The sequence below is a fragment of the Adhaeribacter arboris genome (genome assembly GCF_003023845.1).
GTDB classification, from domain to species: Bacteria; Bacteroidota; Bacteroidia; order Cytophagales; family Hymenobacteraceae; genus Adhaeribacter; species Adhaeribacter arboris.
Window position 1 is genome coordinate 1,783,000 of the sequence record NZ_PYFT01000001.1, and the last position, 21,700, is coordinate 1,804,699.

Below are 21,700 nucleotides of genomic sequence, written 5' to 3' on the forward strand. Positions count from 1 at the left end.
TTGCTGCATGTTTAATTTTAAAGAAATTCTTTCGGTTACCTTAATACTTTTCGCCATTATTGATATCCTGGGTTCTATTCCCATCATTATTGAATTACGGAAACGCGAAGGAGTGATACAATCGGAGAAAGCTACTTTAGTAGCCGGGGTGCTGATGATTGTTTTCCTGTTTCTGGGTCAGGAAATTCTTAGATTGTTCGGTTTAGATTTCGAATCTTTTGCTTTAGCCGGGGCAATTATTTTATTTCTGATCGGGATGGAAATGGTATTGGGCATTCATTTGTTTCAATCTAATCCGAATTCCAAAACGGGTTCTATTGTGCCCTTGGCGTTCCCTTTAATTGTAGGGGCCGGTACGCTTACTACTCTACTATCCTTACGAGCCGCCTACTCCTTAGCTAATATTTTAGTTGGTATCGTCCTAAATCTAGTTTTTGTGTACATCGTACTCAAATCATCGAGTTGGATAGAGCGAAAACTAGGCGATAGCGGTTCCGATATTCTCCGGAAAGTTTTCGGGGTGATTTTACTGGCTATCGCCATTAAGTTATTCAAAAGCAATATTCATTTTTGATTAGTCGATAGTCGATAGTCCATGGTCCACAGATTATAGTCGTTAGAGATGAATTAAGTTTATTAAGTCTATTTGTATAAAATATATAACTCATAACACGCATTATCTTACAACAATATTATACAGTATAAAATTTAAAGGCTCTGGAGCATGGTCTATGGACTAAAAACATGATTCAAATATTTACGGATGGGGCTTCGCGGGGAAATCCGGGGCCGGGGGGTTACGGTACCATTTTAAAATACAAGCAATTTGAAAAAGAACTCACGGCCGGTTACCGCCGGACCACGAATAACCGCATGGAGTTACTGGCCGTAATTGCCGGATTAGAGGCGCTTAAAACCGAAAATATCCCAGTAACCATTTACTCCGACTCCAAATACGTGGTAGATGCCGTGGAAAAGAAATGGGTGTTTGGTTGGCAAAAAAAAGGATTTGCCGGTAAGGCCAACGCCGACTTATGGACTCGATTTTTACCGCTTTACCGGAAGTTTGATATAAAGTTTGTTTGGCTAAAAGGCCACGCCGGGCACCCAGAGAACGAACGCTGCGACCAAATGGCGGTGGAAAGCGCCTTAAGCCCCAATTTATTAATTGATTACGGTTACGAAGCAGCCGAAAAATTAACGAAGTAACCGTGGCTAATTCTTATTTTCAGTTTAAACAGTTCCGGGTAGAGCAAAGCCGTTGCGCCATGAAAGTTTGTACGGATTCTTGTTTATTCGGGGCTTATGTAGCGGTGGAGAAGGCAGCTTCTGTTTTGGATATTGGTACCGGTACCGGTTTGCTCGCCCTGATGACCGCCCAACGATCCCAAGCAAAAATTAAAGCCGTGGAGTTGGATTCTGAGGCCGCTAAGCAAGCAGCCGAAAATTTTGCCGCAAGTTCCTGGGCCAATCGCCTATCCGTCTATTCAGGTAGCTTACAAGATTTTGAAAATATTAATAAGGAAAGCTACGACGTAATTATCAGTAATCCCCCGTTTTACCAGGCGTCGCTTAAATCTCCGGATAATGCCCGCAACCGGGCGATGCATACCACTGATTTGCCTTTTTCGGATTTATTGCGGTTTTGTCAAAAATTTTTACAACCAACTGGTTTCTTATACCTTTTATTACCCCCGCACGAAGCACAAACCTTAAAAAAAATAGCTCCAGCGTACCAACTTTTTCTTCGGCAAGAACTTCCGGTATTTACCAGCGAAACGGGTAAACATTTCCGCAGTATTTTACAGTTTCAGCTTGGGCCCGTTTTAACCCCAGAAGTACTCTCTCCTATTTACATCCGAACCACAAACAACCAATATTCCGAATTCTTTCAACAATTACTGCGGCCGTATTATTTACATATTTAAAGCAGCTCTTCTTGTTCGGTAAATAATATTCCCAATTTTTTAAGTTCAGCCAAGATAGGCTCGTAAATTTCCGGGTGAGTTGGAATGTGCACTCCCGTAAGAAAATTTTTATTTTGTAAAATGAAGCGGGCGGCCATACCCAAAGGTAAACCTACCGTTTTAGCCATAGCCGTATAAGTAGCATTCTGCCCGATCACAACTAAAGCCGATTTCAACCGGCGATTTTCGTTACCTAACTTATACTTAAATTCGTGCTGCATTACCACCAAATCTTTATCAGTAGGTTGTAAAGGTAATTTCTGAATTAACCTTTGTTCCAGTATCTGCGCCGGCGTAACATTTTCTAGATTAATTAATTCATTTTCTAGTAAGCCTAAAAATTGTAGAGCCTCCATCTCGGCGCTATTTTCCGGTAAGTTTAAATAATTGGCTAATCGGGTTAGTAGCGGTAAATTTTCGGAGGAAGCAGGTAAGTAACTTTCCAACCATTGGGCATACGTCCTACCTCCCGAATGAAGCAAAGTATAACTATCGTCGGTGAGGCCTAGTTGGATTAATTGCCGCCAGGCTGCGCAAAACCCCGGCCAACGCAAAGTACCGCGTATTAATGTAGCAATAGATTCCAAACCATAAGCTTCCCGGTAAGATAGCGAATCGCGGTTGGCATATCCTTCTAATTCGCCTAAGCCAATTATTTCTATTTTTTCCGTACGCCGGAACAGCTGTGGATACGGGATGTATTTAGGTGCCTTATTTTGCAGAAACCGGGCGGTACCTTGACCCGCCAGCACCACATTGCGCGGATTCCAGGATATTTTATAATGCCACGGATTGGTATCCGATTCGGGCGCCACTAATCCTCCGGTATAGGACTTGAATGCTAGCAACTCGCCTCCTTTGTGCTTGATTTTAGCAATGGCCGCCAAAGCCGACATGTGATCCATTCCGGGGTCCAGACCAGCTTCCATTAGAAATAACAAACCTTTTTGTTGGGCAGCTTCGTGCAAGGCTTTAATTTCGGGAGAAACGTAAGAAGCGGTTAAAAAATGTTTGCCTAAGTCCAAACAGGTTTGCGCTACCACCAGGTGAAAAGCAGCGGGTAAAAGGGAAATTATTAAATCTGCTTGCCCAACCTGAACTGTTAATTGCTCTTGGATATGAATGTTAAAATCAACCAGCAAAACAAAGGGAAATTGTTCTACTTGCTTTTGTAAATGGTGGGTTTGCAAATCTGCAATAGTAATCCGCCAATTCAGGGAAGGTGCTTGTTCTATCAAATAATCTATTAAGTAAACCGACGAACGGCCAGCACCCAGCAACAATATTTGCTTCATATCAAAAGGTTGTAGTGTAAGTTAATAAAGACGGTGTTACGGCTAAGTTTTTAATTGTATGTTTCGCTTAGTCTTAATCAAAGCATTAATTTGGAACAAAATACATTTATCCTAAAAAGATATGAATTTTTAGTTAGTGATATTCTCCCACAAACCATATATTACTTAACCATTTAAAATTAAGCTAGTATTTTATTCATGGCGCGTCAGCTTCAGCTTACTTTCACTTTCGATGTTTTAGAATCGCTAGCGGAACTTACTCCGGCAGAGCTAAACTTGCTGAAACATGCTCAACACGCTACAGAAAAAGCATATGCGCCTTATTCTGGCTTTTTAGTGGGTACCGCCTTATTGCTGGATGATAACTCGGTACACATTGGCAACAATCAGGAAAACGCCGCTTATCCCTCTGGTCTGTGTGCCGAACGTACAGCATTATTTGGCTTAAGTGCATTGCTCCCAGAAAGAAAAATTTTGGCGATGGCTGTTACGGCTCGTAGAAAAAGTGAGGAACTATTTATAGGTGCTACTCCTTGCGGAGCCTGCCGGCAAGTAATGGCAGAATACGAAAATCGTCAGAATTCTCCCATTAAGATTTTAATTCAGGTAGCTCCTAGCTTATTTTACCAATGCCATTCGGTAGGTGATTTATTGCCTTTACAGTTTTCCCGGGAGAACTTACTTATTAAAGGCTAAAAGATTCGTATTTTCTAGAATTTTCTCTGCCAGATGTAATTAATATCAAAGAGGATTATTCCCACATACCCGTCATCACTATTTCCAGGCAATGCTGGTCCGGATCGCGAAAATAAAAGGACAAATAACCATTACCCCAGTTATGTTCGTGCTCAATGGGAATTTGAAGGGCCTCTATTTTCTCTTTCCATTTAGGATATTCAGCCGGACTAGTTTCAAAAGCTACATGCAACTGCCCCGAACCAAAATGCGGCGGCACCTCAGTAGATTGACGGGAAACTTCAGCAAGGAAACACAACAAAACCGAACTACCCGCCCGCAAAAATAAATGCCGGCCCGGTACTTCACTTATAATAGGTAATCCCAATTGCGCGTGGTAAAATTCTTTGCTACGCTCCAAGTCGGTTACGTAAAGGCAGGTTTCTTTAATTTTTGCGAATTCCACCTTCACTTAGAATTTCTATTTTAATGATCCCTGCTTTTAAATTTTTAAAGAATTTTACATTTAAATCAGCTTATAAAATCAATTACTATTCTTTATAATTGAATTAATAAGCTTTTTTAACAGTGGTTGCGCTGGCCTGGGCCGTTGGTAAAATCAAGATTTCTGCCAGGTTTACGTGCGCCGGGCGGGTTACCATAAACGTAATTAAATCGGCAATATCTTCGGCGCGTAAAGGTTGAAAGCCTTGGTAAATTGTCTCCGCCCGTTCTTTATCGCCTTTAAACCGTACTTCCGAAAACTCGGTTTGCACCAAACCCGGATTTACTTCCGAAACTTTAATACCTGATTTGTTTAAATCTAATCGCATGCCTTGGGTGAGCGCATCTACCGCAAATTTAGAAGCACAATAAACGTTTCCGTTAGCATAGACTTCTTTGCCGGCTACCGAACCAATATTAATAATATGCCCGGCTTGTTGCTGTAACATCAACGGAATAATCTCCTTCGATACGTACAGTAAGCCTTTTACATTAATATCAAGCATCATTTCCCAGTCTAATTCGTCGCCATCCTGAATGGGAGCTAAACCGTGGGCATTACCGGCATTATTCAGGAGTACGTCAATCTGCTGCCATTCGGTAGGTAGGCTGGCTACGGCTGCTTTCACGGCCTGTTTATCGCGCACATCAAAAACCAAGGGTAAAATTTCCTGATCAATTTCTTTTCGTAGGGCGTCTAATCGTTCGGCCCGCCGACCGGTAGCTATAATGCGATAGCCTACTTTTGCCAAGGCTACCGCGGTAGCCCAACCAATACCCGAAGTAGCACCGGTTATAAAAGCAATTTTTTTCATAGTGTTTAGTCCTTAGTCGATAGACGACAGTCCACCGTTATAATGTATGATATATCCGTTTACGTAAGATTAAACAACCCGCTCTTTCATAGTTGGCTGAATACTAGTTTAGTTTTCGAAAAACAGATACAAGGTAACCGTATTAGTAGTAACCCGGTCCAGGCTTTTGGCGCCCAGGTTATTACCCGGCGAACGCAAATTAGTAAGTCCGTTTGAAAAACGAAGTTCCGGCGCAAATTTAAAGAACGGGTAAAATAAATCTACCCCTACCCCGTATTCAATGGCAAAATCATTGGAGTTAATTTCTAACTGGGTAGCGGCATCGCCTTTCTTTTTATTACCCACGTTTATAGAGGCCTTGGCTCCTCCTACTACGTATACCCGTACATTTTTGCGCCGCTCCGATTTTAATTTTACCAATAAAGGAAATTCCGCGGCCGTAATGCCAAATTCCTGGGTACTTTCTTCGCCTTCGCCGTTCTTGAAATTCAAGCGGCGCGAGTAAAATCCGACTCCCGGTAAAAAGCGCAGATCTACGTAATGAGTTATTTTTTTATTTAAAACAAAGCCAATGTTAAAACCTGGGGTGCCTTGCGAAAAAAGAGTGCTGCCATCGGGTTTGTAGACACTATCCACGAAATATTGGGAATGTTCGAGTTTAAACTTGGCTAAATTGGCACTCAGGTGAAACCCATAATGCATGGATTTGGCATCGTGGTTCGATAAATTAATTTTTTCAATTTTCTTCTGTGCTTGTACAGGCTGGCAAATAGCCGCTAGTAACAAAAAAAAGAAAGTTGCTGCTATTTGGTACCCACGTAAATGGAACTGATGCCAAAAGTAAGAGAATGCCATGTGGTTGATTTAAATCCGACTTGTTTTAAAATATTGATAAAATCCGGGCCGTCCGGAAAAGCTTGTACCGATTCCGGCAAGTACGTATAGGCCGCCCGGTCTTTGGAGATTAGTTTGCCGAACACCGGTAATATGCGCTTAAAATAAAAATTATAGCTTTGTTTAAACGGGAAAGCTTTGGGTTTAGAAAATTCCAGAATTAGAATTTGACCGCCCGGTTTTAAAACCCGGAACATTTCGGAAAGTCCTTTTTCCAGGTTTTCAAAATTTCGTACTCCAAAAGCGGCCATTACCACATCAAACGTATTCACCTCAAATTCCAGATTTTCCGAATCGCCGGTTTTTAACTCAATTAAGTGGCTGATTTGCTTTTTGTCTAGCTTCTGGCGGCCTACGGCCAGCATCCCTTCGGAAATATCAACCCCGACAATTTTCTTCGGCTTTATTCTTAATGCTTCAATAGCAAAATCGCCGGTGCCGGTAGCAATGTCTAAAATATACTCGGGCTTTGTTTTCGCTACCAAATCGATGGCCTTTTTGCGCCAGTAAATATCTACCCCGGCACTTAAAAAATGATTCAGGAAATCGTATTTGCCCGCAATGCTGTTAAACATGTGCGCCACCTGCGATTTCTTATTTTCTGCGGTATCTTTATAAGGAACAACGGCCATATTTTAATTTTAAATCCGGAACCAAAAGTACGATGGATTACCAGTAATACGTAGCTTCGGTGCAAAAAAAAGGCTAAACCAAAGTTTAGCCTTTAAAACGCGAAAATTGTATTTTAAGTACAATTCTTTACGATATAATTAGAATTAAGTATCTTAATGTTATTCCCTTCGGGTGGAAGCTATTTATTTTGCCTTTCACCCCAATCCCGACGATTTACTTAAAATTTAATTACCCTTGGCAGCTGATTCTTTTGGTAGTTTGGCAAAGGATAAAGCAAAATCTTTACTCAAAACTACATCTTCGGCAACAGTAGCCGGAACTTCGTATTCCTGCGTAGCCAATACTTGTCCGTTTTTCGAAAAAGTAACCTGGTAAGTTCGACCCGATTGCACTGGTAATTCAAAGGTACGGGTATCAGGAGTTAAAGTAACCGTATAGGAAAGCATTTTATTGTGTAGGGGCTTACTGCTAAAAACAACTTCTATTTCACCAGTAGCTGTGTCTTCAAGGGAATCAGAAATTTTTCCCCGCACTAAAACATTCTTACTCAAATCAATTGACCAGAGATCTTTCTCTCCGTAGCCACCCATCCGGTACGACGATAAATAAGCCATAGTGCCGTCGGCGCTTAAACGAAAGTACGTGTCGTCGTCGGGCGAATTAACCGGATAACCCATGTTCTCGGGTTCCGACCAAGTCTGGCTTTTTAAATCAAAATGCGTGACAAAAACATCGCTACCCCCCATGGAATTATGCCCCCGCGAGGTAAAATACAGGGTCTTACCATCAGCCGTTAAAAAAGGACTGTCTTCGTCCATAGAGGTATTAATAGTTTTTCCTAAATTTTTAGGTTTACCCCATTCTCCTTGCGCCGTTTTTTGGGAAACAAACAAATCTTTATCGCCTGCCTTGGAATAATGGTTCGAAGCAAAATACATGGTAGAGCCATCCGCCGAGATAAAGGCGTCGCTTTCGTAACCACTGCTATTAACACTGCCCGATAATTTTTGCGGATTACTCCAATCTTGATTATTTTTCTTGGAGTAGTAAAAATCGCCGTTTTCCGTTTGACGATACAAAAGCAATTTGGTATCGTTATCGAAAAGCTGAATGGAAGCATCGTGCCCTCTACTGTTCAAATGCAAGCTTAAGGAACGCGGCGCAGACCAATTATTATCGTCTAAACGGACCACTTCTACAATTTCTTCATCATACTCCCCATCGGTTTCCGTATGATTACTGGTAAAGTTGCTGCTGCGGGTGGTATAAATCAGGGTTTTCCCGTCCCGCGCTATTACCGGACTATGGTCAGAAAAAGGAGTATTGATGGTAGGACCCAAATTTCGCACAAAAAGGTCTTTCGGGTTCCTTACCATTTTATCCGCGAACCGGCTTTGCTCCATTAATAAAGCTATTTCTTTCCGGGCAGGTGCATTTTTTGTAAGGGTACCAACATATAGCTCAAAATGCTGAATGGCATCCTCGAACCGGTAATTTACGTGATCTACCCGGCCAAGCCAGTATTCAATATCCGGCGAAACGTTGGGGGTTAAACGTTGGGCTTTATATAAGTAATCGCTGGCTTTGTCTTTATCGTAGGCTAAATAACTTACGCCCGCCTTAAATAAGGCTTCGGCATTATCGCTGTTTTCGTTTAGTATTTGCTCATAGTAAGGAATAGCAGACCGGTAATTTTCTAAGGCAAAAAACTTATCTCCTATTTTCATCAGGTTGCGCAGACTTTGAGCTTGGCTACTGAATGAAAGTAAAAACGAACCGGTAAAGAGTACCAAAGCTTTGGCGGTTTTTCCGTAAAGTTTAATCATAGAGTAATAGTTAATAGAACAGGCACTAAATAAATGAAATACCTTTGTTGTTGAGCGGTGCTTTGTAAACAAATAAGCTTCGTCGTAAAAAGTGAATTATCGAACTGTTATGAACAAAAATCAGCTTCGATTTATATTTCCGCTTTTTGACTATAATTTAGATCGATACCTCATGATAGTTTATAAATACAGAAAAAATATAATTTATTCAATATCAAACCTAAAAGAACAAGTACTTGTGTTAGCAACAATGTGAGTAGCGAAAACTGTTCCCGAATTACTGCTTTTTATTTTACAACTTGTTTTTATTTAAAAGGAAAGTCTTGTTTACCAGAAGAGAGGTTTTAAGAACGCTTAGCATTGCCTCTACTTTACGTATATTTGCGCTTTTAAATAATTAAACTAACGGCTACGTACTAATTTGTAAGTTCAAAGTTTAGTCTAACCGTAACAAAAACACAATGATAATTAAAGAAGCGAAATTTATTAGTAGCAACACCGAGGTAGCCAAATGTCCCGAAACCAAATTACCAGAGTATGCTTTTATTGGCCGATCGAATGTAGGAAAATCTTCGCTGATAAATATGCTCACCGAACGCAGCAAATTAGCTAAAACATCTTCTTTACCCGGTAAAACTCAGTTAATCAATCATTTCTTAATCAACGACACTTGGTATCTGGTAGATTTACCGGGTTACGGCTGGGCCAGAGTAAGCCAGACCTCGCGCGAAAAATGGTCGAAAATGGTGAAAGCCTACCTGCGCAACCGGAGTAACCTGGCCTGCGTTTTTCTGTTGATAGATTCTCGCCTGGAACCCCAAAAATCCGACTTAGACTTTATACAACTGCTCGGTGAAATGGGAGTACCTTTTGTGCTTGTATTTACTAAAACGGATAAACAATCAATACAGAAAACGCAGGCGAATATTGCGGCTTTCCGGCGCACTTTACTGCAAACCTGGGAGGAGCTGCCCCAACAATTTATTACTTCCTCAGCGGAGAAAAAAGGACGGGAGGAACTCTTACAACTCATCGAGCAAACGAATGCCGAACTAGGGAAAAATTAAAAATTTTGGCACTAAACTTGACCCCGGGGACGTTCTACTTTCATCTTTTAATCTAATAAAAAAGTATGCAATTAAAATTTTCGATTTTGTTTTTAAGTTTCGCTTTCTTTGCAGCCGCTCATTCCGCTTTGGCCCAAACCACTGCCCCGGCAGACGCACCAAAAACGAATAAGGTGGGAGTGGATAAGGTATTGCCTTTTGCCGAATTTCACGAAGGTGGCCAAACGGCTATGTACGATTTTATCGCGCAAGAGCTAAAATACCCTCCTTTAGCGAAACGTAATCGCATTCAGGGCCAGGTGATTATTGGTTTCACGATGAATGAGGATGGTACCGTGGCGAACGCAAAAATTCTTAAAAACATTGGCGGCGGCTGCGGCGATGAAGCTTTACGGGTTGTAAAATTGTTAAAATTTAATGCTCCTGGTTTTGCTTCCAACTACAGCATTCCGATTAACTTTAAACTTTAATTAAAAAATTATTTATGCCTGTTAATTTAAAAGACATAGCTTCCATCGCCGGTATGAGCGGCTTATACCGTATTGTGAGCCCTACCCGCAGCGGGGTTATTATCGAGACTTTAGACGATAAGGCCAGCCGGCAGGTAGCACAATCCAAGCACCGGATTTCTTTACTGCACGAAATTTCTATTTATACCGAGGACGCAGAAGTTACGGTACCGCTGGCCGAAGTATTCGAACGTATTCGTCAGAAATATGGTCAGGAATTAACAGTAAGCAGTAAATCGAGTAACGCTGAGTTATTTTCTTTTATTCAGGAAATTATTCCGGATTTTGATCGCTCGCGGGTATACGTTTCGGATATTAAAAAAATAATAACCTGGTATGGCATTGTAAGCAAATACGTACCTTTTACCGAGGCAGAACCAGTCCCGGAGACAGAAAACACTTCCCACGCGGAACCCGCCCTAAGCGAAACCAACAAAGAACCAAATACGAAAGAATCTTAATTTAAAAATCCTCTTTTAAGAGGATTTTTTTTTACCAAAAGTTTACCTTTCGGGTATTATTGCCCGGCCCTTTGCTAAAAGGCTGGGTTAGTAAAACGGAATTTTACGCATTGTTTTCTACTTACCTGATTGGAATGAAAGTATTTAAATTTGGCGGTGCTTCGGTAAAAGATGCGGCTGCCGTTTGCAATGTCGGTACTATTCTGCAAGCCCAACAATCGGGTAGTAGTTATATTTTAGTGGTAGTTTCGGCCATGGGAAAAACTACTAATGCCTTAGAGCAGGTATTTGAAAAAGCTTTTCACCAGCAAGATTTTACTGCCCCCCTGAGCAACCTACAACAATATCACTATCAAATTATCCGGGAATTATTTCCGGAGCAGCATCCGGTTCAGCAACAAGTAGAAAATTTGTTTCAGCAACTGCAAGCCTATTTATCAACTATTGACTCCTCAGATTTATACGATAAGCAATACGATCAGGTAGTAAGCTATGGAGAACTCCTGGCCTCCGTTATTTTAAATGAATACCTGACCCATGTGCAAGTACCCAGCACCTGGTTAGATTGCCGGCCCATAATCCGGACGGACCCCATTTGGCGCGAAGCGAAAGTTGATTGGAACTTAACGCAAAACAATATTCAGAATAGCGTAAAACCGCTTTTGCAAAAAACGCACGTAGTAACGCAGGGTTTTCTGGGTGGTACTTTCGATGAATTTACCACTACCTTAGGGCGGGAAGGCTCCGATTATACTGCGGCTATATTTGCTTACTGCCTCCCGGCTCAATCGGTAACTATCTGGAAAGACGTAGCGGGCTTATTAAATGCAGACCCCAAACTATTTTCCGATACTGTTTTGTACCAGGAAATTTCCTTTCAGGAAACAATTGAAATGGCTTACTACGGGGCCAGCGTCATTCATCCGAAAACGATAAAGCCGTTGGCCATTAGTCATATACCTCTCTATGTAAAATCTTTTCTGCATCCCGAAGCTCCCGGTACCGTTATTCATGATTGCCGGCACGATAAAATTGCGCCCGCTTTTATCGTGAAACAGCAGCAATGTTTGATTTCTTTTCAGGAGAAAGATTTCGCGTTTATCAACGAAAGTAATCTGAGCACCATCTTTGCCGCCCTAGCCAATTACCGGTTCAAAATAAATCTAATGCAAAACTCCGCTATCTCGTTTTCCGTCTGTACGGACTCTGATGCGACCCGACTCCCATTATTTATGCAATCTCTCCAGGAACAATTTAATATCCACTATAATACGGATTTAACTTTATTTACCATCAAAAACTACGACGAAGCGAGCATTACCCATTTAACTAAGGATAAAATAATATTACTGGAACAGCGCTCTCGCACTACGTTTCAGTTTGTGAGTAAAACAGGAATTACCGTACAACCATAAACACTTTAGCGGCAGCGCTAGCAGGTATTACTAAAAAAATAAAAGTTTATAAACCCCCCATTTTTAGTTAAACTGAGCTTTTACCAAATTCTGTCCGACTAAATGGAAAGTTAAAGTCTGCCATTCTATTTAGTCAAAATCAAACCATTGTTTAAGTATTGGTAAACGAAAAAAATTTAAATTATACTCTATTACGTACTTGGTATTCTGGCACTTATTTGATTTTAGCTTATGGAATTTATAAAAGTAACCAACACGGTACAGCCGTATGTCGCTTTAATCCAATTAAACCGCCCCAAAGAGTTAAATGCTTTGAGCGTGGCTTTAATGAGTGAGTTGCGTGCTACTTTACAAGAATTAGATGCGGATAGTAACGTGCGGGTTATTGTTATAACCGGTAATGAAAAAGCTTTTGCCGCCGGAGCCGATATTAAACAAATGGCCGGTAAATCAGCGATGGATATGTACCAGCTGGACCAGTTTGCCACCTGGGATCACATAAAAAAAATTAAGAAGCCCATCATTGCGGCGGTTTCTGGTTTTGCTCTTGGTGGGGGTTGCGAATTAGCCATGCTCTGCGATATGATAATTGCCTCCGAAACCGCTATTTTTGGGCAGCCGGAAATTAAAATTGGCGTGATTCCGGGAGCAGGTGGCACCCAACGTTTAACCAAAGCCATTGGTAAAGTTAAAGCCATGGAAATGGTTTTAACCGGTAAATTTATGCCGGCAGATGAAGCGGAAAAACACGGCCTTATTAACCGGGTAGTACCCGTAGAACTTTATTTATCCGAAGCGGTAAAGTTGGCAGCCCAAATTGCCGCTCTATCGCCGATTGCCGTTAAATTAGCCAAAGAAGTTGTTTTACGATCTTTCGAAACGCACTTGGAGGAAGGATTAATTCTGGAACGCAAGAACTTCTACCTGGCTTTTGCTTCCGAAGATCAAAAAGAAGGCGTGGCCGCCTTTATAGAAAAACGCAAACCAAATTTTAAGGGAAAGTAAGAAGTTAAAGGTTACAGGTTGCAAGTTGCATGGTTTTAAGGTTGGAAAGTTAGAAAGTTGGAAGGTTAAAAAGTTTCTTACTGAAAAAAAGAGGGATTTTATATTTTAATTTAATTTTTCGCTTGTATATGAATTACTAGAACGATTTCTCTCTTTATTAATTTTCCGATATTATACGTTTAACCTTCCAACTTTCCAACCTTAAAACTTTTCAACCTTCCAACCAACAACTGCATGACGAAGCTTTTTTATAACTTGGGAATTCAATTTTACGGCTTATTGCTGCAAACTACTGCTCCTTTTCATGCGAAGGCGGGCAAATGGGTAGGTGGCCGACAAAAATTTTTCCCGGCTATGACCGAAAAGCTAGCCGGAAATAAGCAGCCAGTTATCTGGTTTCATTGTGCCTCATTGGGCGAATTTGAACAGGGCAGACCCGTTATAGAAAGAATAAAACAAGAGTATCAAGCTTACAAAATAGCCCTTACTTTTTTTTCTCCTTCGGGCTACGAAGTACGGAAGAATTATGCCGGGGCCGATTACATTTTTTACCTACCGCTTGATACCGCTGCGAACGCGCAGAAGTTCATAAAGTTATTACAGCCCCATCTAGCAGTGTTTGTTAAATACGAGTTTTGGTACCATTATTTGTTCGAATTAGATAAGCGGCAAATTCCGGCAATTTCCATATCGGCCGTTTTTCGGGAGAACCAACTTTTTTTTAAATCTTACGGTAGCTTTTACCGGAATATTTTAAAACTATTCACCCATATTTTTACGCAAAACGAAAGTTCCGCCCAATTACTCCGGCAGGCGGGTATAAACCAGGTTACGGTAGCCGGCGATACCCGCTTCGATCGGGTGCTGCAAACCGCCGCGCAGGCCCAGAAAATACCCTTGGTAGCTAGTTTTAAAAACCAGGAAAACGTATTTATTATTGGGAGTAGCTGGCCCGCCGATATGCAGGTATTGTTGCCGTTTATTCAGGAAAATTTAGCTACCCTCCGGTTCATCATCGCCCCGCACGAAATACATTCTACTGAAATTAATAAATTGATCCAAAATTTTGCCGGTCAAGCTATCCGGTATTCCTTAGCGGAAGCAGCTACCGTATCCGATTACCGCGTTTTAGTAATAGATAATGTGGGTTTATTGGCTTCTTTGTACCAGTACGGAACGTACGCGTACATTGGCGGCGCTTTTGGCAAAGGTTTGCATAATACCCTGGAAGCCGCCGTTTTTGGCTTACCGCTTTTCTTTGGACCAAATTTTACTAAATTTCAGGAAGCAATAGATTTAGTAACTTTAGAGTGTGCTTTTCCCGTTCATAATACGGCGGAACTAAGCAAGAAATTTGGGCAAGTAAATTCCGATCCGCATAAACAAATTTTAATAAAAGAAACAGCAGAAAAATACCTGGCGCAACATGCCGGAGCTACTACCAAAATTTTAGCAGCTTGCCAGCAATGGCTAACAAATACCGCATGGAAGGTTTAGTAATGAAATCAACGGGGTCCTGGTATTTAGTCCGGACGAATGATGGGGAATTATACCGGTGTCGTTTACGGGGTAAGATCAAGTTAAAAGATTTAAAAGTAAGCAATCCCGTAGCAGTAGGCGATGTAGTGGCATTCGAGCTGGAAGAAGGCGGCGAATCTACCGGAGCTATATACCAGATTACGGAACGCGAAAATTATATTATCCGGAAATCAACCCATAAAACCGCGCATTCCCACATTATTGCCGCTAACATTGACCGGGCTTTGCTGGTAGTTACGCTGGTTTCGCCTAGAACTTCATTTGGGTTTATGGACCGTTTTCTGGTAACCGCCGAAGCATACGATATTCCGGTAACGCTTCTGTACAATAAATCGGACTTGTATGATGCGGAAACGGCCGAGTATCAGCAGCAAATTTTAAATATGTACGCTCAGATTGGATATCCCGGAATTATTTGTTCAACGGTTTCGGGGCAAGGCCTTCCGGAAATCCAGGAAATATTAGCCAATCATAAAACGCTTTTCTCCGGTCATTCCGGGGTGGGTAAATCCACTCTGATTAACCGGTTAGCTCCTGGTTTAGAATTAAAAACCAACGAAATATCTGACTATTCTGACAAAGGTAAGCACACGACCACTTACGCCGAAATGTTTGAGCTGGCGCCCGATACCTTTATTATTGATACTCCCGGCATTAAAGAATTAGGCTTGGTGGATATTCCCAAAGAAGAATTAAGTTATTTTTTTCCGGAAATGCGGGAGCGGCTTAACTTATGTAAATATTATAATTGTTTGCATATTAATGAGCCTAATTGCGCCGTTTTGCAGGATTTAAAAGTCGGTAAAATTTCCCTAACCCGCTACGAAAGCTACCGCAGTATAATGGACGAAACCGATAATCGTCGGTAAAAGTAAATCGTATTTTTAAGGTGCTACTCCGGATGATAGCACCCGGTCTATAATATGCACCACCCCGTTGTTGGACACGCCATCTTTCACGATAATAGTTGCCCCATCTACTAGAATAGTTTGCTTATTATTCCGGATGTGTAAATTATGGCCATCCGCCGCTTTTAATACTACTTCATCTTTTAAGTCGGTAGCTAATATTTTACCGGGTACCAAATGACGCTTAATAAAATGGTTCTTCTGTTCATTATTGGTGGCGGAGAATAACTGCTTAGCCATTACCGGAGATAATTTCTGAAAAGCGGCATCAGTGGGTATAAATAAAGTAAATGGGCCTTTGTCCGATAGTTTTTCTTTCAGATCGGTTCCTTGTAAAAGCTGGTTAAATTTTCGGATATTAGTCGGCTCGCTGATATTTTCCAGAAGAACGTGGTTGGGCACCATCCAGGCTCCTCCTACCGCTACTCCCCTGGTTTGTTTCGCCGCACTATCCGAAATAATAATATCTGATGTTTCGCCGCTAATCCCGCTTATTTCACGCGATTCTTTTACCTGTTGTTTTGGCCGGCAACTTCCCGTTACAATTATTATCCAATAGAAAATAGAAATAAGCTTCATTCTTATTTTTTATAGTACTTTCATTGTTAATACTTTAAACCACAACAATAAGGTTTCCTTTTTTAGTGAAGAACAGAATAAGAACACTTTATTTTTGTACTCAAGAATAATGTCTAATTTTGCCGTTTTCAATTAAATGAATCTACCATGAAAACTGCGGAAATAAAAACGGCTAAAGGCGTGATGAAAGTGGAGTTTTACGAGAAAGACGCTCCGAACACCGTTCAGAATTTTATTGATTTGGCCCAGAAGGGCTATTACGATGGCCTTACCTTCCACCGGGTTATTCCGGATTTTGTAATTCAGGGTGGCTGCCCTAATTCTCGTGAAGGTGCTAAAGGAGTACCTGGCACCGGCGGACCTGGTTACAAAATAGATTGCGAATTAACCGGTGGCAATCAGTACCACGACCGGGGAGTTTTATCTATGGCTCACGCGGGCCGGAATACCGGAGGCTCTCAGTTCTTTATCTGTCATAGCCGCAACAACACGGCTCACCTGGATCGGAACCATACTTGCTTCGGCAAAGTGGTAGAAGGTTTAGAAGTAATCGACCAAATAAAACCCGGCGACCGGATCGAGAAAATTGAAGTAAAAGAAACAGAATAATTTTCTAAAAAATGTAAAAGGTCGTTCTTTGTAATAGCAGAGAACGACCTTTTTTATTAACCTTCGGTTAAACGACTCAAGATAAAAGCAGTTAAGAAGCCGAGTACCGTTATCAAACCCGTAAAATCATGCGCGTGTTCAAAAGCTTCGGGTATCATGGTATCGGAGAGCATCGCCAATATTGCACCGGCCGCCAAGGCCGTTATAGCGGATATTACTTCTTGCTGAAATTGCCCGAAAATCGTGTAACCCGCTAATGAAGCTAAGCCGGATGCCAGGGCAATAAAAGCCCACACTCCAAAAATGTATTGCTTCGAGCGTCCCGCTTTTTTCATACCCGCCGAACTAGAAAGGCCTTCGGGCAAATTAGATAAAAAAATAGCAATAACGGCTACTAAACTTACCGTTCCGCCTTTTATCATGCTAATGCCAATAACAATGGATTCCGGAATGCCATCGATTAAAGCGCCAATGGCCAAAGCCGTACCGCTGCCCGAACTATCTTTGTCGGATAATTGCTGGCCACCGGATCGTTTGCGGTGTTTGGCTCCCTGCCGGGCAAGAATATAATTAGCAATGGTATAAATAGCCGCTCCCGAAATAAACCCAATGGCGGTGGCAGCAAAGCCACCTTGTTCGTAAGCCTCGTTCATTAAATCAAAAGAAAGCGCCGAAATTAAAACGCCACTTCCAAAAGCCATTACTCCAGAAACTATTCTTTGCTGGATGGGAGCAAAATACCCAATTGCCGCCCCTAACAATAAGGCCGAGCCGGCTACTAATCCCCACAAGCCCGCTTGAAGCCAAGGTGCTATCATATTCTATTTTTTTGGTAACGGAACAATGCTTCCACTTACGCCTGGCGTGTTCTTTAGTTTAGGCTGTCTTTGTTTTTAGTTCTTCATGCTGCCACCAAAAGAAAAAGCCGCTCTTTAGAAAAGCGGCTTTTAAGGTTATACCAAGTTTACTGGAATAGCTATTTATAATTATCTTCGTCGTCATCGTCGGCCCCGAAACCAGGCATGCTAAACATACTGCTCAGCAAATCTTTAAACTGCGTACCAGCCGTTAACTTGTTCCGGCTGATTAAACTATGCTCCGCCAACCCGTGTAAGCAGAATTCCATTAAGAAAAGCTTTTCGGCTTCCTCTTTTTCCGGATGAAACTTTTGCACTAAACTGGATAAACCCGGAACACTGTTCAACGCTTTTTTGTATTCGGCCGTGTTCATGTTGCTTAATATATCTAACGTATGGCCTTCGCCGAACCAATCGGTAACAGGTTTGTAAGGATTTTTATCTTTTTGCTTTTTTTGTTTATCCGGATCGGGAAAATAATTTAAAAATTGGCTCCGGAGGGCTTTTCCCATTAAATTCTGCGCCACTATAGCGGCTCCCTCCTGCTCCCCTTCGTAAACCAACTCTACCTTACCCGTTATAGCCGGTACTGCCGCCAGAAAATCCGACACCCGGATGTAGGTTTTACTTTCGCCGTTTAATAAAACCCGGCGCTCCGCGGCGCTCATGACGTTTTCGTAAGCCGAAATAGTTAAACGGGCCGAAACTCCGCTTTTGGCGTCTACATATTCGCTGTCGCGAGCTTCAATGGCCACTTGTTCAATTAAATCATTTACCAACTGATTGGTTTTTACCAATTGCTGTTGCTCGGGTTTAATTTTGGCTTCTTGTAAAGTAATTTGCTTACCAATTTCCAGAGTCTTAGGATAATGCGTAATAATCTGGGAATCAATCCGGTCTTTGAGCGGAGTAACAATAGAGCCCCGATTGGTATAATCTTCCGGGTTAGCCGTAAACACGAATTGAATATCTAAAGGCAAACGCACTTTAAAACCGCGGATTTGAATATCCCCTTCCTGTAAAATATTAAACAAGGATACTTGAATCCGGGCCTGCAAATCGGGCAATTCGTTTATTACGAAAATTCCCCGGTGCGAACGCGGAATCAAACCAAAATGGATTACCCGCTCATCAGAATAAGGTAATTTTAAGGTAGCGGCTTTAATGGGGTCCGCATCGCCAATTAAATCGGCTACGGATACATCCGGAGTAGCCAGTTTTTCGGTGTAGCGCTCCGAACGATGTAGCCAGGCCACCGGAGTATCGGCCCCGTGCGTAGAAATTAAATCTTTGGCAAATACGGATAAGGGCTGCAGCGGATCGTCGTTTAATTCAGAACCTTTTACTACCGGAATGTACTCATCCAGCAATTCCACCAATAAACGGGCAATCCGGGTTTTGGCCTGCCCCCGTAAGCCTAATAAATTAATGTGGTGCATGGCCAGAATCGCCTGCTGCAGTTCCGGAATTACGGTTTCTTCGTAACCGTAAATACCCGGGAAAACGTTTTCGTTGCGGCGTAATTTCTGAATCAAGTTATCGCGCAGTTCTTGTTTCACCGACCGCGGTTCGTAGCCGGCTGCTTTTAATTGACCTAGCGTAGTTATTTTTTGCAGGTCTTGGGGCGTGATGTTTTTATAATTCATTTCTATAAGTTACAAGTTACAGGTTGCAGATTGCAAGTTGTTTTAAATGTTGAAAGATTGGATTGTTAGATGGTTAAATGGCTGGATTGTTGGATAAGTACAAAGAGTAAATTTTCTAATTAGGTAAACTGCTGATTGCTTTTCGCCAATTGGCCACTACTTAGCCAACGGTTGCTGCCTAATCTAAGATTTTGCATAAAATAACAATCCAGCCATTTAACAATCCATTAATTAACTATAAATTTTTCCGGCGATTTTGTTTGTAATCTTCAAAAATAAGGTGGCCTAAACCCTGCAAGCTGCTGAAATAAGCTTTGCCTTGGTTAACGGCGGTAAACTCTTCTACAAATTGCTTTAAGTAAGGATCCGTGGCAATCATAAAAGTAGTAACCGGTATTTTAATTCGTCGGCACTGAGCCGCCAGATTCAGGGTTTTGTTCACTACTTTCCGGTCCAAGCCAAAAGAGTTTTTATAATATTTAGTACCTTCTTTCAAGCAAGTAGGTTTACCATCGGTAATCATAAAAATTTGCTTGTTCGGTGTTTTTCTTTTCCGCAGAATATCCATGGCTAACTCTAACCCGGCTACCGTATTGGTATGGTACGGTCCCACATTCAAGTAAGGTAAGTCTTTCACGTTAATCTGCCAGGCATCGTTGCCGAACACAATAATGTCCAAGGTATCTTTCGGGTATTTTTGCGTTACTAACTCGGCTAAGGCCATGGCCACTTTTTTAGCCGGCGTAATCCTGTCCTCCCCGTACAGAATCATAGAATGCGAAATATCAATCATCAGTACGGTAGAACTCTGCGTTTTGTGCTCGGTTTCGGTTACTTCCAGGTCTTTTTCGGTTAGGTAAAATTCACCTAAACCATGATTCACCTGGGCATTCCGGATAGAATCGGTCATGGCAATTTGCTCCACGGAGTCGCCAAACCGGAATTCCCGCCGATCCGTAGAAGTTTCGTCGCCAATGCCGGTATGCGGGGTATTGTGGTTGCCTTTACCCGACTTTTTCAATTTGCCGAAGATTTCTTCCAGGGCACTTTTCCGGATATTTTGCTCGCTTTTCGGGGTAATTTTAATTTCACCGCTACCCGCATCTTCGCTGAGGTAGCCCTTTTCTTTTAAATCCTGAATAAAATCACCAATCCCGTATTCGTCGGATGTCATTTTGTATTGCTTATCCAGAGAACTTAGCCAGGAAAGAGCTTCGCCCACATCGCCGGAAGTAATGGTAATCAGCTGTAAAAAAATTTTCAGGAGTGATCCAAAACCAGGATTTTGAGATTGGGGCGGAATATAATCGGTAAATCGAAATCCAACTGCCATAAATTTAATGCTTAAGTATACTAAGATAACAACAAACCTGCATTCGATGTTCGGAATTCAGGTCTCGGAAATAAAAATAACTTTATTCAAAAACGAAAACGCTCCGTTAGTTTATAAACGGAGCGTTTTAAAATCTATTGGTAAGTTAGTTAAACTTTGTTAACGAATCCAGCGGAATTTGTACTCTAATTGCGGCACTTTCATGCGATCAGCTACTCTTTTTAAACGGTCGGGTAAAGCCATTACGTAATCACGGGCTTTTTCGCCGGCCTCGTTTAAACCGGTTAAACTGGCAATTTTCCAGTCCTCAATTAATTCCTCTAAAATATCGGTGTAGTCGCGAGCGGTATATACGCCAATCCGTTGGGCAGCATCGGTAAAATGACCAAAAGTTTTACCCATTTCAACTCCTAATTCACGCATGTAATGCGCGGGCATCACAATTTTTTTTCGCATCATATCTTCGAAGGCCAGCATCATGTTATTCGCATCAACTTCAAAAACCTGGCTGACAAACGATTTATAAACTTTCGCGTGACGCGCTTCGTCGGAAGCAATGTTACCGCAGATTTTAGCCAGCAGCAAATCGCCGTCTTTCTTGGCTAATTGTGCCACCCGGCGGTGCGAGATATTGGTGGCTGTTTCCTGGTAACTGGTGTACACAAAAGCCCGATACGGGTCGTGGCCGGTTTGTAAATCAAAACCATCCGCAATTAAGTACTGGGTAGAGGCTTCCATCTCGCGCATATTTACACGGCCGCTTAAATACAGGTACCGGTTTAATAAATCGCCGTGGCGGTTTTCTTCGGCGGTCCAGGCCCGGTTCCATTTGGTCCAGGGGCTATCTTCGGCGGTATTAATATCACTAATGGCAAAAAGCCAGCTTTCGTAAGTGGGGAGGGCTTCTTCGGTAATAGTATCCCCAATTAATACGGCTAATAAATCGTAGGATAATTCTTTGGCTCTTTCTTGTAAGTTTTTGACTTCTTCAAAGAAAGACTCCAGGCTGGCATCCGGCAAAAAGTCAGAGGGTTGCCACGAATCTTCTACCGTTTTTAAAAATTTAGTGATACTCTCCGAAACGAACGACTCCAGGTATTTTAATACTTCTACTTTGGAAGCTAAAGTTGCAATCATTTTTATTTTAAATTTATAGGTAAAGT

The 21,700-nt window shown here is 41.8% G+C and carries 23 protein-coding genes; 12 read left to right on the forward strand and 11 right to left on the reverse strand.

Annotation, left to right across the window (positions count from 1 at the left end; translation table 11 throughout):
• The first annotated feature begins 7 nt into the window (after nt 1–7).
• The 3 genes from AHMF7605_RS07325 to AHMF7605_RS07335 all read left to right on the forward strand — a co-directional run bounded on the left by AHMF7605_RS07325 (nt 8) and on the right by AHMF7605_RS07335 (nt 1,928).
• The gene (locus tag AHMF7605_RS07325) at nt 8–574 is read left to right on the forward strand and encodes a MarC family protein (RefSeq protein ID WP_106927886.1); all 567 of its coding nucleotides are present in this window, start codon (nt 8–10) and stop codon (nt 572–574) included.
• 170 nt (nt 575–744) lie between these two features.
• Nucleotides 745–1,209, forward strand: a complete 465-nt coding sequence (gene rnhA, locus AHMF7605_RS07330) for a ribonuclease HI (protein WP_106927888.1) — start codon at nt 745–747, stop codon at nt 1,207–1,209.
• A gap of 2 nt (nt 1,210–1,211) precedes the next feature.
• Complete coding sequence (locus tag AHMF7605_RS07335) at nt 1,212–1,928, forward strand: tRNA1(Val) (adenine(37)-N6)-methyltransferase (protein WP_106927890.1); 717 nt, start codon at nt 1,212–1,214, stop codon at nt 1,926–1,928.
• Here AHMF7605_RS07335 and AHMF7605_RS07340 read toward each other — a convergent pair.
• The gene (locus AHMF7605_RS07340; protein WP_106927892.1) at nt 1,925–3,262 is read right to left on the reverse strand and encodes a saccharopine dehydrogenase family protein; all 1,338 of its coding nucleotides are present in this window, start codon (nt 3,260–3,262) and stop codon (nt 1,925–1,927) included. The genes AHMF7605_RS07335 and AHMF7605_RS07340 overlap by 4 nt on opposite strands.
• Nucleotides 3,263–3,460: 198 nt before the next feature.
• Between AHMF7605_RS07340 and AHMF7605_RS07345 the strand changes: the two genes are divergently transcribed.
• On the forward strand, nt 3,461–3,958 hold the full coding sequence (locus tag AHMF7605_RS07345; RefSeq protein WP_106927894.1) for a cytidine deaminase: 498 nt from the start codon (nt 3,461–3,463) through the stop codon (nt 3,956–3,958).
• A gap of 55 nt (nt 3,959–4,013) precedes the next feature.
• On the opposite strand, the gene AHMF7605_RS07350 is transcribed toward AHMF7605_RS07345, so the two are convergent.
• The 5 genes from AHMF7605_RS07350 to AHMF7605_RS07370 all read right to left on the reverse strand — a co-directional run bounded on the left by AHMF7605_RS07350 (nt 4,014) and on the right by AHMF7605_RS07370 (nt 8,609).
• Nucleotides 4,014–4,403, reverse strand: coding sequence for a VOC family protein (locus AHMF7605_RS07350; protein WP_106933382.1), 390 nt, complete (start codon nt 4,401–4,403; stop codon nt 4,014–4,016).
• 103 nt (nt 4,404–4,506) lie between these two features.
• Nucleotides 4,507–5,256, reverse strand: coding sequence for an SDR family NAD(P)-dependent oxidoreductase (locus AHMF7605_RS07355; RefSeq protein WP_106927896.1), 750 nt, complete (start codon nt 5,254–5,256; stop codon nt 4,507–4,509).
• 108 nt (nt 5,257–5,364) lie between these two features.
• Complete coding sequence (gene porT / locus AHMF7605_RS07360) at nt 5,365–6,111, reverse strand: type IX secretion/gliding motility protein PorT/SprT (protein WP_106927898.1); 747 nt, start codon at nt 6,109–6,111, stop codon at nt 5,365–5,367.
• Nucleotides 6,060–6,782 carry a bifunctional demethylmenaquinone methyltransferase/2-methoxy-6-polyprenyl-1,4-benzoquinol methylase UbiE gene (gene ubiE, locus AHMF7605_RS07365; protein WP_106927900.1) on the reverse strand — a complete coding sequence of 241 codons (723 nt, stop codon included), beginning with the start codon at nt 6,780–6,782 and terminating at the stop codon, nt 6,060–6,062. Before ubiE ends, porT begins: the two co-directional genes overlap by 52 nt.
• Before the next feature lie 225 nt (nt 6,783–7,007).
• A complete protein-coding gene (locus AHMF7605_RS07370; RefSeq protein ID WP_106927902.1) occupies nt 7,008–8,609 on the reverse strand; it encodes a PD40 domain-containing protein in 1,602 nt (533 codons plus the stop codon).
• Nucleotides 8,610–9,070: 461 nt separating this feature from the next.
• On the opposite strand from AHMF7605_RS07370, the gene yihA reads away from it, so the two are divergent.
• The 7 genes from yihA to rsgA all read left to right on the forward strand — a co-directional run bounded on the left by yihA (nt 9,071) and on the right by rsgA (nt 15,474).
• On the forward strand, nt 9,071–9,676 hold the full coding sequence (yihA, locus tag AHMF7605_RS07375; RefSeq protein WP_106927904.1) for a ribosome biogenesis GTP-binding protein YihA/YsxC: 606 nt from the start codon (nt 9,071–9,073) through the stop codon (nt 9,674–9,676).
• A 65-nt stretch (nt 9,677–9,741) separates the two neighbouring features.
• A complete protein-coding gene (locus tag AHMF7605_RS07380) occupies nt 9,742–10,146 on the forward strand; it encodes an energy transducer TonB (RefSeq protein ID WP_106927906.1) in 405 nt (134 codons plus the stop codon).
• 14 nt (nt 10,147–10,160) lie between these two features.
• Complete coding sequence (locus AHMF7605_RS07385) at nt 10,161–10,646, forward strand: DUF5606 family protein (protein ID WP_106927908.1); 486 nt, start codon at nt 10,161–10,163, stop codon at nt 10,644–10,646.
• 134 nt (nt 10,647–10,780) lie between these two features.
• Nucleotides 10,781–12,061: an aspartate kinase gene (locus AHMF7605_RS07390; RefSeq protein ID WP_106933383.1), complete on the forward strand. Its 1,281-nt coding sequence runs from the start codon at nt 10,781–10,783 to the stop codon at nt 12,059–12,061.
• Between the two features lie 231 nt (nt 12,062–12,292).
• A complete protein-coding gene (locus tag AHMF7605_RS07395; RefSeq protein WP_106927910.1) occupies nt 12,293–13,066 on the forward strand; it encodes an enoyl-CoA hydratase-related protein in 774 nt (257 codons plus the stop codon).
• 234 nt (nt 13,067–13,300) lie between these two features.
• Nucleotides 13,301–14,563: a 3-deoxy-D-manno-octulosonic acid transferase gene (locus AHMF7605_RS07400; RefSeq protein WP_106927912.1), complete on the forward strand. Its 1,263-nt coding sequence runs from the start codon at nt 13,301–13,303 to the stop codon at nt 14,561–14,563.
• Nucleotides 14,533–15,474: a ribosome small subunit-dependent GTPase A gene (rsgA, locus tag AHMF7605_RS07405; protein ID WP_233218972.1), complete on the forward strand. Its 942-nt coding sequence runs from the start codon at nt 14,533–14,535 to the stop codon at nt 15,472–15,474. The genes AHMF7605_RS07400 and rsgA overlap by 31 nt, the downstream gene beginning before the upstream one ends.
• Nucleotides 15,475–15,489: 15 nt before the next feature.
• Here the strand turns inward: rsgA and AHMF7605_RS07410 are convergent, their stop codons facing one another.
• Nucleotides 15,490–16,092 carry a fasciclin domain-containing protein gene (locus tag AHMF7605_RS07410; RefSeq protein ID WP_106927914.1) on the reverse strand — a complete coding sequence of 201 codons (603 nt, stop codon included), beginning with the start codon at nt 16,090–16,092 and terminating at the stop codon, nt 15,490–15,492.
• A 147-nt stretch (nt 16,093–16,239) separates the two neighbouring features.
• Here AHMF7605_RS07410 and AHMF7605_RS07415 point away from each other — a divergent pair, with 147 nt between their 5' ends.
• Nucleotides 16,240–16,701 carry a peptidylprolyl isomerase gene (locus AHMF7605_RS07415; protein WP_106927916.1) on the forward strand — a complete coding sequence of 154 codons (462 nt, stop codon included), beginning with the start codon at nt 16,240–16,242 and terminating at the stop codon, nt 16,699–16,701.
• Nucleotides 16,702–16,757: 56 nt separating this feature from the next.
• On the opposite strand, the gene AHMF7605_RS07420 is transcribed toward AHMF7605_RS07415, so the two are convergent.
• The 4 genes from AHMF7605_RS07420 to AHMF7605_RS07435 all read right to left on the reverse strand — a co-directional run bounded on the left by AHMF7605_RS07420 (nt 16,758) and on the right by AHMF7605_RS07435 (nt 21,674).
• On the reverse strand, nt 16,758–17,519 hold the full coding sequence (locus tag AHMF7605_RS07420; protein WP_199200207.1) for a ZIP family metal transporter: 762 nt from the start codon (nt 17,517–17,519) through the stop codon (nt 16,758–16,760).
• Between the two features lie 158 nt (nt 17,520–17,677).
• The gene (locus AHMF7605_RS07425; RefSeq protein WP_106927919.1) at nt 17,678–19,204 is read right to left on the reverse strand and encodes a sigma 54-interacting transcriptional regulator; all 1,527 of its coding nucleotides are present in this window, start codon (nt 19,202–19,204) and stop codon (nt 17,678–17,680) included.
• A 235-nt stretch (nt 19,205–19,439) separates the two neighbouring features.
• Nucleotides 19,440–20,537, reverse strand: coding sequence for a vWA domain-containing protein (locus tag AHMF7605_RS07430; protein ID WP_106927921.1), 1,098 nt, complete (start codon nt 20,535–20,537; stop codon nt 19,440–19,442).
• A 159-nt stretch (nt 20,538–20,696) separates the two neighbouring features.
• On the reverse strand, nt 20,697–21,674 hold the full coding sequence (locus tag AHMF7605_RS07435) for an acyl-ACP desaturase (protein WP_106927923.1): 978 nt from the start codon (nt 21,672–21,674) through the stop codon (nt 20,697–20,699).
• Between the last annotated feature and the right edge of the window lie 26 nt (nt 21,675–21,700).

Coding starts and splice junctions, on each gene's coding strand:
- AHMF7605_RS07325 (WP_106927886.1), top strand. CDS start 8: ATGTTTAATTTTAAAGAAATTCTTTCGGTTACCTTAATACTTTTCGCC.
- rnhA (WP_106927888.1), top strand. CDS start 745: ATGATTCAAATATTTACGGATGGGGCTTCGCGGGGAAATCCGGGGCCG.
- AHMF7605_RS07340 (WP_106927892.1), bottom strand. CDS start 3,262: ATGAAGCAAATATTGTTGCTGGGTGCTGGCCGTTCGTCGGTTTACTTA.
- AHMF7605_RS07345 (WP_106927894.1), top strand. CDS start 3,461: ATGGCGCGTCAGCTTCAGCTTACTTTCACTTTCGATGTTTTAGAATCG.
- AHMF7605_RS07355 (WP_106927896.1), bottom strand. CDS start 5,256: ATGAAAAAAATTGCTTTTATAACCGGTGCTACTTCGGGTATTGGTTGG.
- porT (WP_106927898.1), bottom strand. CDS start 6,111: ATGGCATTCTCTTACTTTTGGCATCAGTTCCATTTACGTGGGTACCAA.
- ubiE (WP_106927900.1), bottom strand. CDS start 6,782: ATGGCCGTTGTTCCTTATAAAGATACCGCAGAAAATAAGAAATCGCAG.
- AHMF7605_RS07370 (WP_106927902.1), bottom strand. CDS start 8,609: ATGATTAAACTTTACGGAAAAACCGCCAAAGCTTTGGTACTCTTTACC.
- yihA (WP_106927904.1), top strand. CDS start 9,071: ATGATAATTAAAGAAGCGAAATTTATTAGTAGCAACACCGAGGTAGCC.
- AHMF7605_RS07380 (WP_106927906.1), top strand. CDS start 9,742: ATGCAATTAAAATTTTCGATTTTGTTTTTAAGTTTCGCTTTCTTTGCA.
- AHMF7605_RS07385 (WP_106927908.1), top strand. CDS start 10,161: ATGCCTGTTAATTTAAAAGACATAGCTTCCATCGCCGGTATGAGCGGC.
- AHMF7605_RS07390 (WP_106933383.1), top strand. CDS start 10,781: ATGAAAGTATTTAAATTTGGCGGTGCTTCGGTAAAAGATGCGGCTGCC.
- AHMF7605_RS07395 (WP_106927910.1), top strand. CDS start 12,293: ATGGAATTTATAAAAGTAACCAACACGGTACAGCCGTATGTCGCTTTA.
- AHMF7605_RS07400 (WP_106927912.1), top strand. CDS start 13,301: ATGACGAAGCTTTTTTATAACTTGGGAATTCAATTTTACGGCTTATTG.
- rsgA (WP_233218972.1), top strand. CDS start 14,533: ATGGCTAACAAATACCGCATGGAAGGTTTAGTAATGAAATCAACGGGG.
- AHMF7605_RS07410 (WP_106927914.1), bottom strand. CDS start 16,092: ATGAAGCTTATTTCTATTTTCTATTGGATAATAATTGTAACGGGAAGT.
- AHMF7605_RS07415 (WP_106927916.1), top strand. CDS start 16,240: ATGAAAACTGCGGAAATAAAAACGGCTAAAGGCGTGATGAAAGTGGAG.
- AHMF7605_RS07420 (WP_199200207.1), bottom strand. CDS start 17,519: ATGATAGCACCTTGGCTTCAAGCGGGCTTGTGGGGATTAGTAGCCGGC.
- AHMF7605_RS07425 (WP_106927919.1), bottom strand. CDS start 19,204: ATGAATTATAAAAACATCACGCCCCAAGACCTGCAAAAAATAACTACG.
- AHMF7605_RS07430 (WP_106927921.1), bottom strand. CDS start 20,537: ATGGCAGTTGGATTTCGATTTACCGATTATATTCCGCCCCAATCTCAA.
- AHMF7605_RS07435 (WP_106927923.1), bottom strand. CDS start 21,674: ATGATTGCAACTTTAGCTTCCAAAGTAGAAGTATTAAAATACCTGGAG.